Annotated in this window: 14 protein-coding genes; 7 read left to right on the forward strand and 7 right to left on the reverse strand. The window is 63.9% G+C overall.

The annotated features are described in order from the left end of the window. Nucleotides 1-251: 251 nt before the first annotated feature. Nucleotides 252-1,904: a M28 family metallopeptidase gene (locus ISS97_RS05395; RefSeq protein ID WP_379986068.1), complete on the forward strand. Its 1,653-nt coding sequence runs from the start codon at nucleotides 252-254 to the stop codon at nucleotides 1,902-1,904. An 87-nt stretch (nucleotides 1,905-1,991) separates the two neighbouring features. Next, on the forward strand, nucleotides 1,992-4,154 hold the full coding sequence (locus ISS97_RS05400; RefSeq protein WP_379986069.1) for a hypothetical protein: 2,163 nt from the start codon (nucleotides 1,992-1,994) through the stop codon (nucleotides 4,152-4,154). 71 nt (nucleotides 4,155-4,225) lie between these two features. Here the strand turns inward: ISS97_RS05400 and ISS97_RS05405 are convergent, their stop codons facing one another. Then, entirely contained in the window at nucleotides 4,226-5,014 is a 789-nt protein-coding gene (locus tag ISS97_RS05405; RefSeq protein ID WP_379986070.1) for a TorF family putative porin, read from the reverse strand. Then, nucleotides 5,011-6,543, reverse strand: a complete 1,533-nt coding sequence (locus tag ISS97_RS05410; RefSeq protein ID WP_379986071.1) for a BCCT family transporter — start codon at nucleotides 6,541-6,543, stop codon at nucleotides 5,011-5,013. Before ISS97_RS05410 ends, ISS97_RS05405 begins: the two co-directional genes overlap by 4 nt. A 298-nt stretch (nucleotides 6,544-6,841) precedes the next feature. On the opposite strand from ISS97_RS05410, the gene betI reads away from it, so the two are divergent. The 4 genes from betI to ISS97_RS05430 all read left to right on the forward strand — a co-directional run bounded on the left by betI (nucleotide 6,842) and on the right by ISS97_RS05430 (nucleotide 11,142). Further along, complete coding sequence (gene betI / locus ISS97_RS05415) at nucleotides 6,842-7,432, forward strand: transcriptional regulator BetI (RefSeq protein ID WP_379986072.1); 591 nt, start codon at nucleotides 6,842-6,844, stop codon at nucleotides 7,430-7,432. A gap of 35 nt (nucleotides 7,433-7,467) precedes the next feature. After that, nucleotides 7,468-8,940: a betaine-aldehyde dehydrogenase gene (gene betB, locus ISS97_RS05420; protein ID WP_379986073.1), complete on the forward strand. Its 1,473-nt coding sequence runs from the start codon at nucleotides 7,468-7,470 to the stop codon at nucleotides 8,938-8,940. A gap of 60 nt (nucleotides 8,941-9,000) precedes the next feature. Beyond that, on the forward strand, nucleotides 9,001-10,677 hold the full coding sequence (betA, locus tag ISS97_RS05425) for a choline dehydrogenase (RefSeq protein WP_379986075.1): 1,677 nt from the start codon (nucleotides 9,001-9,003) through the stop codon (nucleotides 10,675-10,677). 204 nt (nucleotides 10,678-10,881) lie between these two features. Further along, nucleotides 10,882-11,142 carry a hypothetical protein gene (locus ISS97_RS05430; protein ID WP_379986077.1) on the forward strand — a complete coding sequence of 87 codons (261 nt, stop codon included), beginning with the start codon at nucleotides 10,882-10,884 and terminating at the stop codon, nucleotides 11,140-11,142. A gap of 15 nt (nucleotides 11,143-11,157) precedes the next feature. On the opposite strand, the gene ybaL is transcribed toward ISS97_RS05430, so the two are convergent. The 3 genes from ybaL to ISS97_RS05445 form a co-directional block, all read right to left on the reverse strand. Beyond that, entirely contained in the window at nucleotides 11,158-12,840 is a 1,683-nt protein-coding gene (gene ybaL, locus ISS97_RS05435) for a YbaL family putative K(+) efflux transporter (RefSeq protein WP_379986078.1), read from the reverse strand. A 152-nt stretch (nucleotides 12,841-12,992) separates the two neighbouring features. Next, nucleotides 12,993-14,807, reverse strand: coding sequence for a DNA helicase RecQ (gene recQ, locus ISS97_RS05440; protein ID WP_379986080.1), 1,815 nt, complete (start codon nucleotides 14,805-14,807; stop codon nucleotides 12,993-12,995). Nucleotides 14,808-15,362: 555 nt separating this feature from the next. Continuing rightward, nucleotides 15,363-15,704, reverse strand: a complete 342-nt coding sequence (locus ISS97_RS05445) for an MGMT family protein (protein WP_379986082.1) — start codon at nucleotides 15,702-15,704, stop codon at nucleotides 15,363-15,365. Between the two features lie 67 nt (nucleotides 15,705-15,771). On the opposite strand from ISS97_RS05445, the gene ISS97_RS05450 reads away from it, so the two are divergent. After that, nucleotides 15,772-16,176 (forward strand): hypothetical protein, encoded by a 405-nt coding sequence (locus ISS97_RS05450; RefSeq protein WP_379986084.1) that lies wholly within the window; start codon nucleotides 15,772-15,774, stop codon nucleotides 16,174-16,176. Nucleotides 16,177-16,188: 12 nt separating this feature from the next. Here ISS97_RS05450 and ISS97_RS05455 read toward each other — a convergent pair whose 3' ends face one another. Together ISS97_RS05455 and ISS97_RS05460 are read right to left on the reverse strand one after the other, a co-directional pair. Further along, entirely contained in the window at nucleotides 16,189-17,307 is a 1,119-nt protein-coding gene (locus ISS97_RS05455; protein ID WP_379986086.1) for an inorganic phosphate transporter, read from the reverse strand. Nucleotides 17,308-17,317: 10 nt separating this feature from the next. Then, nucleotides 17,318-17,947 carry a DUF47 domain-containing protein gene (locus ISS97_RS05460; protein WP_379986088.1) on the reverse strand — a complete coding sequence of 210 codons (630 nt, stop codon included), beginning with the start codon at nucleotides 17,945-17,947 and terminating at the stop codon, nucleotides 17,318-17,320. Nucleotides 17,948-17,972 lie beyond the last annotated feature (25 nt).

The raw sequence follows: 17,972 nt of genomic DNA on the forward strand, positions 1-17,972 counted from the left end.
AACCATGTGCGTTATGTCGAGCCGTCACATCCCGTAACCCCTGCCGACACGCCGTGGGAGGTCGAACGCAGCCTCCCGCCAGGGATGGTATGGACCGGTATGCATGCATTCTGTGATGCAGTTCCGGCTGCCTTCCGCTGCCATGCAGCACCGCAATCCCGCCCATGCCCGGCTCCCGATTCGCAAGAAAGTGGACCCATGCACCGCCAGCTATCTACTATCGACGGCGGACTTCCCCACAGGTAACGCCAGTGAAACGACTTGCCCTTTCCATGCTCGCCCTGTCCATCGCCTCCGCCGTGATGGCGGTCGACGCCCCGACGTTCGACCCGCACCGCCTTTCCGCCGACGTGAAGACGCTCTCCTCCGACGCTTTCGAGGGCCGCGGTCCGGCGACCGCTGGCGAAACCAAGACCATCGATTACCTGATCGCGCAGTACAAAGCTGCCGGCCTGCAGCCTGGCGGCGACCTGAAGAACGGCAAGCGCGCATGGACCCAGGCCGTTCCACTGCAGCGCGCGGAAATCACCGGTACACCGTCGCTATCGGTGAAACTGGACGGCAAGGCGCAGGCTTTGACCCAGGGCGAGCAGATCGCCGTGCGCGCCGCGATGGATGGCTCCAAGTCCGTGTCGATCGCCGATGCGCCACTGGTGTTCGTCGGCTATGGCGTGAAAGCGCCGGAGCGCAACTGGGACGACTTCAAGGGCGTGGACCTGCACGGCAAGATCGCCGTGGTGCTGATCAACGACCCGGATTTCGAGACCGGCGTGGGCGACTTCGGCGGCAAGGCCATGACTTATTATGGCCGCTGGACCTACAAGTACGAGGAAGCCGCGCGCCAGGGTGCTGCCGGTGTGCTGATCGTGCATGAGACCGAGCCGGCTTCCTACGGCTGGAACACGGTGAAGAACTCCAACACCAATGCGATGTTCGACATCGTGCGCGACAAGCCGTCATCGGTGCATCCGCAGGTCGAGGCCTGGATTCAGCGCGACTTCGCCGTGGATCTGTTCAAGCATGCCGGCCTCGATTTCGAGGCACTGAAGAAACAGGCGCAGACGCGCGAATTCAAGCCGGTCGTACTCAAGGGCGAAACCTTCTCCGCCAACTACAAGGTGGACAGCAAGGTCATCACTTCGCACAACGTGGTCGGCCGCATCGACGGCAGCAAGCGCCCCGACGAGACCGTGATCTATAGCGCGCACTGGGATCACCTCGGCGTCGGCGCACCGGATGCCAAGGGCGACCGCATCTATAACGGCGCAGTGGACAACGGCACCGGCACCGCCGCGCTGATCGAACTGGCGCGCGCGTTCAAGAAGGCGCCCAAGCCGGAGCGTTCGATCGTGTTTCTCAATGTCACGGCCGAAGAGAAAGGCCTGTTGGGCTCGGAGTACTACGCTGCCAATCCGCTGTATCCGCTGGGCAAGACGGTGGGTGTGATCAACCTCGATGCGCTCGATCCGCACGGCCCGGCGCGCAACTTCACCATCTCTGGCAGTGCCAAGCTCGACCTGCTCGACGAGCTGATTGCGACCGCGAAGAAATGGGACCTTGTCTATTCGCCCGATCCGAAGCCGGAGGCAGGTCACTTCTTCCGCTCCGATCACTTCTCCTTTGCCAAGCGCGGCGTGCCGGCGATCTCGTTCGGCTCAGGCAACGACTGGGTGGATGGCGGCCTCGCCGCGGGCAAGAAGGCCGAGGACGAATACACCGACAAGCACTATCACCAGCCGTCGGATGAGTGGGAGGCGGGCTGGTCATTCACCGGCATGGCACGCGACCTGCAGATCCTCTACACGCTCGGCAGCGACCTCGCCAACTCGGATCGCTGGCCGGACTGGAGCAAGGATTCGGAGTTCCGCGCGGCTCGCGATGCGAGTGCATCCGAACGCAAGTAAAGAGAGGGCCGCCCCGCCCCTTCGCAGACCGGCCCGCCTTGCGCGGGCCGGTTCGCATCCGGACATCGTCATCGAATGGAAGCTGTCATGAATGCAAGTTTTGCAAGGATCGCCACCGGCCTCATGGCCATCACAAGCCTCGGCTTCGGCCGCACTACCCATGCACAGAGCACCGCCGTCGAAGGCACGAACTGGAAGATCGAATCAGCCGCCTTGTTTCCCAGCGACCTCGGGCCGGCCGCCAAGGCAAATGAGCCGATCCTGGTGTGGAGCACCAAGGACGGGGAGAAAATCGCTTCGGAGGTGCACTTACTTGTCGAGGCGCCCTACGACAGAGCCCAGCCGGCCGTGCAAAAGGCGCTGGCTATGCTTGGCGCATTCACTTCCGACAGCGAAAACGTCTCGCTGGCCTACCAGGCTGACGGTTGGTCCGAAGTGCTGCTGTCGCGCCGCCCCGATCTTCGCAATGCACTGGCAACTCGGTTCGAGGAACCTCGTCTGCAACTGGCGGTGAAGGAAGGTGCACTCACCCCAGACGAGATGGAGCAGCGCCTCGCTCGAGCACGGGCCAGGGTCGAATCGGTACCGCAAGATCGCGGCACTATCGATGCGTTTCATGTCACCTATCCGAGTTACTACGCGCAACAGGAGCGCAGCTACGGACTGACGGGCAAACGAAGCAGCAAGCTATTCGTCCGCGTGTTCGACGTCTCGGCCGCCTTCGGACACCCGGCGACCAGCGTGCGCATCAGCCGCGTAGACAGCTATCCCAACCCAAAGTACGGATTGCTGAAGAACTGGCGCAACTTCAATGTGCTGAGCACGGGCCCATCACCCACATTGAGCGATGGCGTGGTGCCGGCAACCGTATTCGAAACTGTACGCAGCGCGCTTGCCTCCGCGGCCGATGGGCATGCGGTGAGCGTTGCTCCTACGCCAACGGCCTGGGCGATACCGGCCGACCTGACCGCACAGGTACCAGCATTCACGCTGGCTGCGCCGAGCAGCGACAAGCCAGCACTGGAAGCCCAGACGATCCGCTGGGATACCCTCATCGGTACGGAGCGCGACCTGCGTTATCCACACGACCTGCTCACCCTGCCCGATGGCGACCTGATGCTGAGCGCCGAAACTTCGGACGACAGCGGCTGGTCTCAACGGGTGTGGCGACTGCATGACGCCAACGGCGAGTGGAAAGCGGAGAACGTCTGGCGCGGCGGCAACGGCGCCCGCCAGCTTGCGCTCAGTGCAGACGGGCACACCGTCTGGTTCTCCGGCAGCGCCACGCGAGACGATGCGACGCAGATGCACGCTTACGACGTCGCAACGCGCCGGCTCACCAGCTTCACCCTGAGTTTGCCCGACACCGCCCGCGGCAGGGACTGGCACTGGGAGCTGGCCGATGATCAATGGCCCGCGATCTTCGATCATCAATCTGCATCACTGTTCGAGCGCGACAAGGCGAACGCCAGCAAGCTCGGCGATGAACAACTGATCGTGCTGCGACCGGCGACACCGCCATCCGCAACTGGCGGCACCTGGCCGTTCCGGCTTGCGGCCTCGTCCGTCCGCCAGTCCATGATGAATGTGCGGATGAAGGGCAACACCTATATCTGGCCCATACGCTGGCGCGGCGCCAAGACCTTCTGGACCGAAGACCAGCTCGGGATCGCCGAACTGGATGCTGCCAACGGCCGCGTGCTGCGTGCACTGCCACTGCCGCAGCGCGCGGGCACGCCCGACCGCAACGATGCCAGCGGCGTAGCGCCATGGGTACCCACGCCGCTGGGTTCACCGGAGGCCGGCTGGATCGCCAGCGGCTTCGTACTCATGCTGACCGACGATGGCAGCATGCCGCCCAAACTCGACGGCGACGCGAACCGCAACGATCGTTTCGTCGGCATGCACGTGGTCGACCTGAAGGACGGTCATGTGCACCTGTCCGCCTTGCTCGGCCGCGCCGACACCCTGCAGGCCGCCGCACGTTCTGCCAACGGGCGCCTGTTGGCCATCGGCTCCAACGGCATCAAGCCACGCGGCCCCAAGGTCGCGCTTTGGGATATCGCCAAGGCGCAGACGCCTGTACAGCTCAGCACATCGGCGCGCGGCGAATTGCATGCGCTCGCCTTTTCATGGAACGGCGCCGAGCTGTGGGCGCTGGGTAGTCGCGAGTTGCTGCACTGGCAACTGCCTGATGCGCTCAAGGATGCCGCCGCACGGGGAAGCTTTCCTGATCAGTCGCACGACTGATCAAGAATTTGGACATCTAAAGAGCACCGTCCCTCGCCCCCCCCCCAAGGAGTAAGAGGGTCGAGCGTTTGTCAGAACGCGTGGCCGACTGTGAAATACCAGTTCCCCGCGATGGGATTCGATACATGCATACGACCGCGCGCATCAGCCACGCCGGTGCCGTAGTGGCGATAGACACCCGCGCTGTTCCAGCCGCGCGCATAGGCCAGGCCCAGATCGAAACCGCCGAAGTTTTTCGCCAGCGCCACACGGGCATCCTGCCAACTGTAGTCGCTGAAATGGTTGACGCGTTGCCAGCCGTAATGCACCGACAATTCATAGCCATTGCTGAGATCGAATCGCCGCATGACATCGAGATAGGTCGATCCACGCGAATGCGAACGCTGACCGACACCGAGCGTCTGGCTGTTGAAGCCGAAGTAGTCGCGTGTAACCGTCACCGAATACGCGAGCGACCACCCCCGCCAATCCAGGCCAAGTACCAGCTCGCCATAGTTGTACGAAGTACCGGTGACGCTCACGCGCGCGCCTGGGTAGCGGTAGTAGTACAGCCCCGCGCGATAAGCGAGCTCACCTTTATTGCCTGCGTAGCCGGCGTAGGTATCCCACTCGGCATGGCCGCCTTCGACAAAGTAGGGGCTGACCGTAGAAGCCCAGCTGCCTACGAACCAGCCCTGAGGTGCCGCGTAGTCGACACCGCCCTGCAGTGCGGGCTGGCCCCAGCTCTGCTGGAAGCCACGAGAAACGTACTGCGACGCTGCGGTGATGCTGCCGCTCCAACGCTTCGCCACCTCATCGGCCTGCGCCAGCGGTGCCGCGCCTAGAGCCAGCGCGGCACCAACCAGGATCGGCGCCCTCATCCATTCACCTGGGTGTCTTGCGCCAAGGCCTTGCGCAGGCTCTGCATGTACAGCAACAGCACCACCGAGAACGGCAGGCCGCATAACACCACGGCGGTTTGCATCGCATTGAAGCTGCCACCCAGCAGCAGGCCGATGCTCACCACCGTCGTCGCCACCGCCCAGAACACGCGTAGCCAGATCGGCGCATCTTCTTCACCGGTACCGCCGCGGGTGGAGAGATTGGCAATCATCAACGTGCCCGAATCCACCGGCGTCAGGAACAACACGAAGCCGATCAAGATTGTGATACCGGCAACCACGCGCGTCCCCGGCAAGTACTCGAACAGCTTGAACAGCGCCATCGGCGGATCGGCCTGCGCCACTTGGCCCAGCTCCGCGGCGCCATGGTTGAGCACCAGATCGATCGCGGTATTGCCGAAGATGGACAGCCACGCCAGGGTGAAACCCAGCGGGATCAGCAGCACACCGATCACCAGTTCGCGAATGGTGCGTCCACGCGAGATGCGCGCGATGAACATGCCCACGAACGGCGCCCAAGCGATCCACCACGCCCAGTAGAACAGCGTCCACTCACCCAGCCATTTGCGGGCCGAGTCATACAGATAAAGATTGAAGCTCTGGCCGACAAACGAAGTGAGGTAGTCGCCGACGTTCTGCACCATGCCGTCGAACAGGTGCAGGGTTGGGCCGCATACCAGCACAAACAGCAGCAACAGGCAGAGCAGGCGGATATTGAGATTGGAGAGGATGGCGATGCCTTTCTCCACGCCGGTGATCGCAGCGATGGTCGCCACGACCATCATCACGATCACCAGCCCCACCAGCACCTGCGGCGTCGCCGGAATGCCGAACAGATAGTGCAGCCCCGAGTTGAGCAGCAGCGCGCCGATGCCCAGGTTGGTCACCATCGATACCAGGGTGACCAGGATGCCGAAGCCGTCGACCAGATGGCCGATCCAGCCGTGGATACGTTCGCCGAACAACGGATACAGCGCGGAGCGCAGCGCCAGCGGCAGACCGCGGCGATAGGCGAAGTAGCCAAGCGCCGTAGCGATCAGCGCATAGAGCGCCCAGCCGTGCAGGCCCCAGTGCAGAAAGGTGATGGCCATCGCCTCGCGCGCGGCGTGCGCCGTGCCGCCCGCACCGACAGGAGGCGACAGGAAATGATCGAGCGGCTCATAGGCGCCGTAGTAAAGCAGCGCAATACCGATGCCGGAGGAAAACAGCATCGATGTCCACGAGGCATAGCTGAAGGTCGGACGCTCATCGTCCTTGCCCAGCCGGATGGTGCCGTAGCGCGATGCCGCCAGCCACAGCACGAACACCATGCAGGCCACCATCACCAGCATGTAGTACCAGCCGAACGTTTTCGACACGCTGGCCTGCGCCAGTGCCAGCCAGGCCTGCGAGGCCTCGGGATAAACCACGGTGAGTGTGCCCAGCAACAGGATCGCCGCCGCCGAGCTGTAGAACACCACCGGATTCAGACGCGCACGCGCGTGCGTCGAATGGGTGCCTTGATCCATCGGTGCATCTCCGGATACCCAACGATCGGGCACCGGGGTGCTTCGCATCGACTTGGGGTCGCCCTAATGATGTCGCCAGCCGAACCCCGGCTGGCGGATTGAAGGCCTGCGACGGCACCCGATCAGGATGCAGGGCCTGCCCCGGAGCCACCTGCGCCAACCGCCCGCGCCAGCCCCATCCGGCAAGCCTAGTCATTTTTTATTGAACGATCAATCAATTTAACGTAGGCTCCTGCAGTTGACTCCGCCGCGCGTCCCCGGCACGGCGCCCGCTAACCCCTGTCCCACGGTGGCCCCTATGCCCAAGGTCGGCATGCATCCCATCCGGCGCGAACAGTTGATCCGCGCCACTTTCGAGACGATCGACCGGATCGGGCTCGCGGACACCACCATGGCCCAGGTCGCGCGCAGCGCCGGGCTTTCCACAGGCATCGTCAGCCATTACTTCGGCGACAAGGACGGCCTGCTCAACGCGGCCATGCGCCACATCCTTCGCCAGCTGCGCGACGCCGTCGCCCATTGCCGTGCCGAGGCCGGGGATGACCCGCGCGAGCAACTGCAAGCCATCATCGACGGCAACTTCGATGACACTCAGGTCAGCGGCACCGCGATGCGGGTCTGGCTCACTTTCTGGGCCGCGAGCATGCACCAGCCCGAACTGCGCCGGCTGCAGCGCGCCAACGACCGCCGCCTCTATTCCAACCTGTGCCACCAGTTCCGCCGCGCCCTGCCCCTGCCGATGGCACGCCAGGCAGCGCGCGGACTCGCCGCGCTGATCGATGGCCTGTGGCTGCGCGGCAGCCTCACCGGAACCGAGTTCGACGTGAGCCAGGCCCGCCGCCTCGCCTACGACTATCTCGATCATCTCCTGCCGACGCGCGCGCACTAACTAAAGCGCTACGGCCGAACGAACGGAAGCCGAACATGAGCAAGTACGAACTGCAGAAGCTTTACATCCACGGCGCACTGGTCGATGCCACCAGCGGCGAGACTTTCGACGTCGTGAATCCCGCCAACGGCGAAGTGCTCGCCCAGGTGCAGCGCGCCTCCAAGGCAGACGTGGAGCGCGCGGTGGAAAGCGCCGAGGAAGGCCAGCGCGCATGGGCCGCGATGACCGCGATGCAGCGCTCGCGCATCCTGCGCCGCGCGGTGGACATTCTCCGCGAACGCAATGACGAGCTGGCGTTGCTCGAAACCGAGAACACCGGCAAGGCTTACGCCGAAACCTCTACGGTGGACATCGTCACCGGTGCCGATGTGTTGGAGTACTACGCCGGCCTGGCCTGCGCGATCGAAGGCGAGCAAGTACCGCTGCGCGAATCGAGCTTCTTCTATACGCGCCGCGAGCCGCTGGGCGTAGTCGCCGGCATCGGCGCGTGGAATTACCCGGTGCAGATCGCGCTGTGGAAATCCGCTCCGGCCCTGGCCGCGGGCAACGCGATGATCTTCAAGCCGAGTGAAGTCACTCCACTGACCGCGCTCAAGCTGGCGCAGATCTACACCGAAGCCGGCGTACCGGCGGGCGTGTTCAACGTGCTGCAGGGTGCCGGCCGCGAAGTCGGCCAGTGGCTCACCGAACATCCGCGCATCGAGAAAATTTCCTTCACCGGCGGCGTCGAGACCGGCAAGAAGGTGATGGCGAGCGCCGCCTCCTCGTCGCTGAAGGAAGTGACCATGGAGCTCGGCGGCAAGTCGCCGCTGATCGTGTTCCCGGACGCCGATATCGCCCGTGCCGCCGATATCGCGGTGATGGCGAATTTCTTCAGCTCCGGCCAGGTCTGCACCAACGGCACCCGCGTCTTTGTGCATGAATCGATCAAGGCGGCGTTCGAAGCCGCGGTTGTTGAGCGTGTGGCGCGCATCCGCCTCGGCGAGCCGACCGACCCGGCCACCAACTTCGGGCCGCTCACCAGCTTCCCGCACATGGAGAAGGTGCTGTCGCTGATCGAGAGCGGCAAGCGAGAAGGCGCTCGCCTGCTCATCGGCGGCGCCCGCGTGTTGCAGGCGCCGTACGACAAGGGCGCTTACGTGCAGCCCACCGTATTCTCCGATTGCCGCGACGACATGACCATCGTGCGCGAAGAAATCTTCGGGCCGGTGATGAGCATCCTCGCCTGGCGCGACGAACAGGAAGTGATCGCGCGCGCCAACGACACCTACTTCGGCCTGGCCGCCGGCGTGGTGACGCCCGACCTTTCGCAGGCGCACCGCGTGATCCATCAGCTCCAGGCCGGCATCTGCTGGATCAACACCTGGGGCGAGTCGCCGGCGGAAATGCCGGTGGGCGGCTACAAGCAATCCGGCGTCGGCCGCGAGAACGGCATCAGCACGCTGGCCCATTACACGCGAATCAAGTCGGTGCAGGTGGAACTGGGGCCGTTTGCCTCGGTGTTCTGACCCGCGATCCGCCGGGCGGCCGCCGCGATGGCGCCGCCCGATTTCATGCAAGGAGTTCCCATGAGCGACATCAAGACCTACGACTACATCATCATCGGCGCCGGCTCGGCAGGTAACGTGCTGGCCACGCGCCTGACTGAGGATGCAGACGTCACGGTATTGCTGCTCGAGGCAGGCGGTCCCGACTACCGTCTCGATTTCCGCACGCAGATGCCGGCCGCATTGGCCTACCCACTGCAGGGCCGCCGCTACAACTGGGCTTATGTGACCGACCCCGAGCCACATATGAACAACCGTCGCATGGAATGCGGCCGCGGCAAGGGCCTGGGCGGCTCCTCGCTGATCAACGGCATGTGCTACATCCGCGGCAACGCCATGGACTACGACCACTGGGCCAAGCGTCCGGGTCTGGAAAACTGGACCTACCTCGATTGCCTGCCCTACTTCCGCAAGGCCGAGACGCGCGACATCGGCCCCAACGATTACCACGGCGGCGACGGCCCGGTCAGCGTCACCACGCCTAAGAACGGCAACAATGTGCTGTTCCACGCGATGGTCGGGGCCGGCGTGCAGGCCGGCTACCCGCGTACCGATGACCTCAACGGCTTCCAGCAAGAAGGCTTCGGTCCGATGGACCGCACAGTGACGCCGCAGGGCCGTCGCGCCAGCACGGCGCGCGGCTACCTCGACCAGGCGCGCGCGCGGCCGAACCTCACCATCGTCACGCACGCGCTGACCGATCGCATCCTGTTCTCCGGCAAGCAGGCAACCGGCGTGGCGTGGATGCGAGGCGACCAAAAGCAGCAGGCGCATGTGCGTCGCGAAGTGCTGCTGTGCGGTGGCGCCATTGCGTCGCCGCAGATCCTGCAGCGCTCCGGAGTGGGCCCGGCCGATCTGCTGCGCAGCCTGGACATCCCGCTGGTACATCACCTGCCTGGCGTCGGCGCCAACCTGCAGGATCATCTCGAGATGTACATGCAGTGGGAGTGCAAGCAGCCGGTGTCGCTCGCGCCCGCGCTCGAGTGGTACAACCAGCCGAAGATCGGCGCGGAATGGTTGTTCTTCGGTACCGGCATCGGTGCCAGCAACCAGTTCGAGGCCGGCGGCTTCATCCGCAGCCATGAAGAATTCGAATGGCCGAACCTGCAGTACCACTTCCTGCCGGTGGCCATCAATTACAACGGCTCCAACCCAATCAAGACGCACAGCTTCCAGGCGCACGTCGGCTCGATGCGCTCGCCGAGCCGTGGTCGCATCCATGTGCGCTCGCGCGATCCGCGTGAGGATCCCAGCATCCTGTTCAACTACATGTCGCATGAGCAGGACTGGCGCGAGTTCCGCGCAGCGATCCGCATCACCCGCGAGATCATGCAGCAGAAGGCCATGGATCCCTATCGCGGCAAGGAGATCTCGCCCAGCGCCGACCTGAAGACGGACGCGCAGCTCGACGCGTTTGTGCGCGCCCATGGCGAAACGGCCTACCACCCGTCCTGCTCGAACCAGATGGGCAACGACGACATGTGCGTGGTCGACGGCCAGGGTCGCGTGCACGGCATGCAGGGCCTGCGTGTAGTGGACGCCTCGATCATGCCGCAGGTAACTACGGGCAATCTCAACGCGCCGACGATCATGATCGCCGAGAAGATCGCTGACGCAATCCGCGGCCGCACGCCGCTGCCACGCGCCACTGCCTCTTACTACATGGCGAACGGCGCACCGCTGCGCCGCACGGCGTAAACGCTCCCCCTAAGGCATCCCGTTTCCGTGCGGGGTGCCTTCGGCACAAGGATGTGCCACCTTTTCTTTCGATCCGTTGGCAGGCGCGTTTAACGCTGCTCTTACGCCCGATCCGCAACCGCCACAAAGCCGTCTTCAACGAATCATGGTTCAGTCATTTGCGACGCGCAGACTGTGCCGGCACCGTCCCCCGAAGACCGCATCATGCTGGCCCAATACGTTTACTCCGCCAAGGCAGGCTTATTCCGCATCGTTCGTCATGGGCGCCGCTGGCGCAGCATGCTCGAAATGCAGGAAATCGACCGGCACGATACCGCCGAATCCGCGCTGGAAGCGCTGCGTCGCAACTGGCCGCACGCGCGTCTGCCGGCGCAACTCACTGATTGGCGTTACCTGCCGGAACTGGCACTGGCGCACTCGCGCGTATCGAGCGAGCCCGTGATCCGCTGGCGGCTGGCCGGGTAAATCACCGGCCGCCCCTTACGCGACCGCCGGGCGCAGGCCGCCGATCATCGTACGGGCCAACTCGCTTTCGCCGAGCACCACCAGATCCGCCCCCTGCTTCAGCAGATGCTCGCGGCATTCGTCCGAATCCGCGCGCGCAATGATCTGCAAGGCCGGATTCAATAACCGTGCCGCACGCACCACTTCGCCACTTTCGAAAGCCTGCGGTACGGTCACCAACAGGGCCCGTGCCTGCGGCAGATTGGCGGCTTCCAGCACGTCATCGCTGGAGGCATTGCCGACGATGGTTTCGATACCGCTCTGGCGCAGTGATTCGGTGAGATCTCTTTCTTCCTCCAGCACCAGCAAGGTATCGCCGCGTGCATGCACGGCCTCGCCCAGCAATTGCCCCAGACGGCCATACCCGGCGACCACCACGTGATCGCGCAAAGTGCTCAGCGGCAGCGGCACTATATCGCCCACCGCCGGCATCTCCGGACGGGATTCCACAACGACGGCCTCGCGCGCGTCCAGCCGCGCCTTCACGCGATCCATCAGCTTGAACAAGAGCGGATTGATCAGGATCGAGACGATCGCTGCCGCCAGCAGCACATCCTGCGCTTCCTTCGACACCAGGTTCTGCGCAACGCCGACACCGATCAGGATGAAAGAGAACTCGCCGATCTGCGACAAGCTGGTCGCGATGGTCAGCGCCGTACTCAATGGCTTGCGGAAGGCCAGCACGATGCCCAGCGCCGCCAGCGATTTGCCTACCACGATGATCAACAGTGCCGCCAGCACCACCAGCGGCTCGGTGAGCACAACGTGGTAATTGAACAACATGCCAATGGAGACGAAGAACAGCACCGCAAAAGCGTCGCGCAGCGGCAGGGTTTCTTCCGCAGCGTCGTGCGCCAGCTTGGACTCGCCCATCATCATGCCGGCGAAGAAGGCACCCAGTTCGAACGACACGCCGAACAGACCGGCCGCACCGAATGCTACGCCCAGCGCAATCGCCAGCACCGCCAGGCGAAACAGTTCGCGCGAACCGGTATGCGCAACCACCTTCAGCAGCCACGGGATCACCCGCTTGCCGACGATCAACATCACCGCGACAAAGGCCACCACCTTGCCCACAGTGATACCGACCGTGGTCGCAATCTCGCCAAACGACGGCGCCGCTCCACCGTCGCTCGCCAGCGAAGCACCCAGTGCAGGCAGCAATACCAAGGCAAGCACCATCGCCAGGTCTTCGACAATCAGCCAGCCCACGGCGATACGGCCGCGCTCGGTTTCCATCAGGCGGCGCTCTTCCAGCGCACGTAACAGCACTACCGTGCTCGCCACCGACAACGCAAGACCGAACACGAAACTCTGCGCCGTCGGCCAGCCCATGGCCCAGCCCAGCAACATGCCGAGGACCGTAGCCACCGCCATCTGCACAATGGCGCCGGGGATGGCGATGCTTTTGACCGACAGCAGATCCTTCAATGAAAAATGCAGACCCACGCCGAACATCAGCAGCACCACACCCAGCTCCGCCAACTGATGGGCCAGCGGCCCATCCGCGACGAAGCCCGGCGTAAAGGGCCCCGCCACCACGCCGGCGAGCAGGTAACCCGCCAGCACCGGCAGCTTCAGACGATGGGCAATGGCGGCGAACAAGAAGGCCAGCACGATGCCTCCGACGATCGTGGCGATAAGCGGGGCGTCATGCATGGCGGCGTTCCTTAGGGCAACGGGGAAGTGAGAAAGCGTGCGCCAACGAGGGCGCGTGATGCAGCGTGGCTACCGTCATCCGACGCTGGCAGAGCTTTGCACTACATCCGTTGTAAGGGCATTCGGCGGCCAGCACAAGCACCGCCGGGCCGCTATTCCTGCGCGTTGATCACCGCGAGGAAATCGCGCCCATAGCGTTTCAGCTTGGCCTCGCCCACGCCACTGATCGAAGCCATCTCCTCTTCGTTGGCGGGCAATGCGCGCAGCATCCCCAGCAAGGTGGCGTCGTGAAAGATGACATACGCCGGTACGCCATGCTGCTTGGCCAGCTGCGCGCGCAAGGCGCGCAAGGCATCCCACATCGGCTGCTCGTAAGCCTCGATGCCCAGACTGCTGCCGGTCACCAGCTGACTGTCGCGACGGCGGCGCGAGCGGCGTTCCGGGCGCACATCTTCGCGCAAGCGTACCGATTGATTACCCACCAGCACATCGCGACTGGCCTTGGTCAGCCGCAAGGTGCCGAAGCCTTCCGCATCTGCTTCAAGCAAACCCGCGGCAAGCAGCTGACGGAATACCGAGCGCCACTGCTTTTCATCCATATCGGCGCCGATGCCAAACGTGCTGAGGCGATCGTGGCCGAGCTCGCTCATGCGGTTGCCATCAATGCCGCGGAGGACGTCGATCACATGGCCCGAACCGAAACGCTGTCCGCTGCGATACACCGCCGACAAGGCTTTTTGCGCCGGCACCGTGGCATCCCAGGTCTTGGGCGGTTCCACGCAGTTATCACAATGACCGCATGGGCCCTGATAGCTCTCGCCGAAAGCACCCAGCAACAACTCACGCCGGCAGCGCGTGGCCTCGGCATACGCCAGTAGCGCCTCCAGCTTCTGCCGCTCGACGCGCTTGCGTTCATCCGCCGATTCCGACTGCGCGATCATCTGGCTCATCGTGACCACGTCGGAGAGACCGTAGATCATCCAGGCCTCGGCAGGCAGGCCATCACGACCGCCGCGGCCAGTTTCCTGGTAATAGCCTTCCATGCTGCGCGGCAGATCAAGATGCGCCACGAAGCGCACATCCGGCTTGTCGATACCCATGCCAAACGCCACCGTGGCCACCATCACCACGCCGTCCTCGCGCAGAAAGCGCTGCTGATTCTTCGCGCGCGTCGCCGCATCCAGCCCTGCGTGATAAGGCAAGGCTTCAATACCGGCTTCCGCCAACGAGGCCGCCGTGTCGTCCACCTTCTTGCGACTGAGGCAATACACGATGCCGGCATCGCCACGATGCCCCTCGAGAAAATCCATCAACTGTCGCCGCGCGTTATGCCGCAAGCCGACGCGATAGCGGATATTGGGACGATCGAAACTCGAGACGAACTGCCGCGCATCCTGCAGCGCCAGCCGCTCCACGATCTCCTCGCGCGTACGCGAATCCGCCGTCGCGGTAAGCGCGACGCGCGGCACCTGCGGAAACCGCTGATGCAGCACCGCCAGCTCGCGATACTCCGGACGGAAATCGTGACCCCATTGCGATACGCAATGCGCTTCGTCGATGGCGAACAACGCGACTTCCGTCTGCTCCAGCAAACTCAGAAACCGCCCAGTCAGCAGACGCTCCGGCGCGACATAGAGCAGATTCAACTCACCCGCCAGCAGCTGACTCTCAACCCTGCGCTGCGCCTCGGCACCCAGGCTGGAATTCAGATACGCCGCCGCCACACCCGCTTCGCGCAGCGCATCGACCTGATCCTGCATCAACGCAATCAGCGGCGACACCACAATGCCCGTGCCCTGCCGCAGCAAGGCAGGAATCTGATAGCACAGCGACTTGCCACCACCCGTCGGCATCAACACCAACGCATCGCCCCCCTCCGTCACCTGCTCGACGATGGCCTGCTGCTGACCGCGGAAACTGGTGTAACCGAAGACGCTATTGAGAATGTCGAGAGGCTTGGAAGGCATCTGCGGAATGCTAGCAAATGCGTCCGGTCAGCATGGCAGGAAGAAAGCCACTCCAGCGGTACGACATGTCGCAGATGGATGTCGGCCGGGGGATTCCCCAGGTGACGTCATCCCGAGCATCCACCCCAATTCCCTCGCCGAAAGAGAGGACTGTTGCTCCAAAAGGCGATGCGAAGCGAGCCCGCAACGGGTCCCCTGTGGAGCGGTGAGGGTTGGACGATCAGGCCCCGAAGGGGGCGCAGGCAGGACGCCTGCGCCTTTTCGACACGACAGGGATGTCGTGTCGAAAAGCCCGGCCAACCCTCACGGACCCGCAGGCGAAGCCGGAGGGCGCGTAAGAGGGGTGCCTTTTCTTTTGGTTACTTTTCTTTGGGCAAGCAAAGAAAAGTGACTCGGACCGCGGCAGCGGTTCGAAAGCCCGCGGCAGGCGAGCCAGTGCACGCAGACGCAACAGCCGAGCGATAACGCCACTGGATCCCTGCCTACGCAGGGATGACGAAGTAGGAGGAAATGTCGCTAAACCGAAGCCTCTCCCAATGGAGGGCGAGAAAGCCATCAAAAACCGGGCATACCCCACAACACCCGATCCACATCCGCATCCAACCCAAAGCGAGACAAAGGCACCCGCCCATTCTTCACCTCCACCCCCTCCGCCTTCAGCAACCGGCACTGCTCGCGAAACCCCTTGCTCCCACGCGGCAAAGCCACCTCGCCACTGGCACGCAACACGCGAAACCAAGGCAAGGTCATGCCATCAGGTACCTCACCCAGCAAACGCCCTACCAGGCGCGCGCGTCCAGGCAGGCCGGCACGGGCGGCAATAGCGCCATAACTGGCGACCCGTCCCGGCGGAATCGCGGCAATAGCGGCGTAGATGCGTTCTTGAGCTTCGTTCATGGCGCGGCGTTAACACACGATCGTGGCAGAGTAGCAGGGGCACTTGGCCCCAAAGCGGACCCGCATCATGCGTCATTTCGAAGCCGTGCGTTCTCACATCGGCAGCCTGCACCAGCTACGCCACAACGACCCGTACCTGATCAGCTTCGACATGCAGTTGCCGCATGGACGCCACCAGGGCATCTACCTGACGGAACTGGAAGACGAGTCGGGGGGCCGCTACCTGCGCATCTCCACACCCATCGGCCCGTTGGCGGGTTCGGATGCCCGCCGCTGCCTGCGTTTCAATTGGGAGCAACGCACCGGCTTTCTCGCCGTGGCCGACCTGGACGGCTCGCCCTATCTGCACCTCTGCGAAAACCGTCCCTACGAGCTGCTCAGCATCGCTGAGCTGAAGCGGCTGATCCATGAGCTGGGCACGCTTGGCGACCAGCTCGAGCGTGTCGTCGCCAGCGGGGGCGACGATTTGTAACGCCCGACGTTGTCAGAACAACAGCGCGGCGAGACGCACGGCGCCGTACGCCAGCAGCGCCGTGATTGGCAGGGTCAGAATCCACGCCCACACCATGCGCTCCACCACCGACCAGCGAATGGCGTTCCAGCGCTTAGCCGCGCCCACGCCCATGATCGAGGCGGACACGTTGTGCGTGGTGGACACCGGCACGCCGAACGCTGAGGCGGTAAGAATGACCGCGGCGGAACTGCCTTCGGCGGCAAAGCCGTTGATGGGATGCAGCTTCACCATCTTGTGGCCCAGCGTCTTGATGATGCGCCAGCCACCGCCGGCGGTACCGGCTGCCATGGTCAGCGCACATACGACAGCCACCCAGGCCGGCACATTGAAGCCGCCATCATTGGAGCCTGCGATGCGCAGGAAACCCAGCCAATGCGGCAACTGATCGAACTGACCCGCCGCCGTAGCGCCGGCCAGGGCCAGTGCAATGATGCCCATGCTTTTCTGCGCGTCGTTCATGCCGTGCGCCAGACCCATCGCGCTTGCCGAAACGATCTGCGCCTTGCCGAAGAAACTGTTGACGAACGGTGTGCGTCCGAAGCGCCGCAGAAAGCCCTTCCGGTTGGCCAGCCAGCCGAGCAACGCGTACAGCGCCCCCATCAGCAGGAAGCCCATGATGAAACCGAGCAGTGGCGACACCACCATCGGCACGATCACCTTGGGTATCACGCCCTTGCCCTGCCACCAATGCTCGCCGCCCTGCATCCAGATGATCGAATGGAAGTTATCACCCGATGCGGCGATCGCTGCGCCCACCAGCGCGCCGACCAGCGCATGGCTGGAGCTGGAAGGCAGTCCCAGCCACCAGGTAATCAGATTCCACACCGTAGCCGCACCCAGCGCGCAGATCAGCAGCTGCGAACCGGCGGCCACCACGTTGGTATCGAGCAAGCCGGCGGCGATGGTCTTGGCCACCGCGGTACCCCACAACGCGCCGATCAGATTGGTCACCGCCGCCAGCAGCACCGCCTGGCCGGGCGTCAGCACCTTGGTCGCCACCACCGTGGCGATGGAGTTGGCGGTGTCGTGGAAGCCGTTGATGTAGGTGAAGACCAGTGCAACCAGCACCACCGCGATAACCATGCTCATCGCGGCGGCCTTAGGAGTTCTTCAATACGATGGAATAGACGATGTTGCCGACGTCGCGGCACTTGTCGATGGCCTTCTCGATCAGCTCGAACAGATCCTTGGCCAGCATCGCGCGCATCGCGTCATTCCCTTCGACGTAGAGCGTGCGGTAGGGCGACAGCAGCATGCGGTCGCCTTCGGACTCCAGCGTCTGCAGGCGGTCCTGCAACTTCTTCACCGGATCGATGCGCAGGCCGCGACGCAACTCGCCGATCATCTCCGACACCACGGCGGTGGCGCGCTCGAGCACCAGGGCGCGCTGGGCGAAATCCACATCGGTCAGGCGTGAGGCCACGATCTCGTAGCGCTCGGCGAATTTCTCGACGGTCTTGGGAATCTTGTACAGCGCCGAGTTCAGCGCTTCGATGTCCTCACGATCCAGCGCGGTGACGAAGGTGTTCACCAGCTCCTCGCTGATCTGCGCGGCCAGCGCCTTCTCGCGGGCACGGGCCGAAGCGAACGCGGCCATCACCGGGGCATGGTCGGTATGCGTCACCAACTCATGCAGCGCCCGTGTGCTTTCCTTGGCTGCCTCCGCACTTTGCTCGAGCAGGCCGTAGAACTTGTCGCCTTTGCCGAAGATGGTTTGCAGTGAAAACATGCGGAGGGTGCCTGGGAATGGACGA

Origin of the sequence: Dyella koreensis, assembly GCF_044904565.1 — a bacterium.
Lineage (GTDB): Bacteria > Pseudomonadota > Gammaproteobacteria > Xanthomonadales > Rhodanobacteraceae > Dyella_D > Dyella_D koreensis.